Annotated in this window: 1 protein-coding gene; it reads left to right on the forward strand. The window is 47.2% G+C overall.

The annotated features are described in order from the left end of the window. On the forward strand, positions 1 to 655 hold a 655-nt coding region (locus R7Q48_RS28080; protein WP_411979300.1), incomplete at both ends, for an LTA synthase family protein.

A 655-nucleotide genomic window follows, 5' to 3' on the forward strand; every position in this document is an offset into this window, starting at 1 on the left:
GCGCCATTCATTCAAGAATATGACCTGCGTCCGAACCGCCTGTTTGTTGAATACCTCATCTACCCGAAAGAAGTGATGAGCATGCTTTGGACTGGCTACAAACTAGAACTGTTTATTGGTGCAATCGGCACCGCTTTGACGCTAGTTTTAGGCTGGAAATGGAGCAAAAAACTGACCGATAGCGCGCAACAAATCAATTGGAAATGGCGCCCTCTTTTGGCGATTTTCGTTGTGCTTCTTTGTGTTGCAGGCGCTCGTTCGTCTTTGGGTCACCGTCCGCTCAACCCTGCTATGGTGGCGTTTTCGAACGATCCACTGCTTAACGACTTAGCACTGAATTCGTCTTACTCATTGCTATTTGCTGTCAACAATATGAAGTCAGAAAAGAGCGCAGAGCAGTTCTACGGCAAGATGGACAATCAAAAAATGTTGGATCTCGTTCGCGCTTCATCAACGAAGGTCGACTTTGATCCTACATTGCTACCAACCATGAACAGCAACCCAGCGACGTACCAAGGCAAGCGTAAAAACTTGGTTATCTTGTTACAAGAGAGCTTGGGCGCACAGTTTGTGGGCTCTTTGGGTGGTCTTCCTCTTACACCAAACCTTGATGAACTGATGCAAGAAGGCTGGCAGTTCACGCAAATGTACGCAA

Source organism: Vibrio sp. 378, assembly GCF_033339435.1.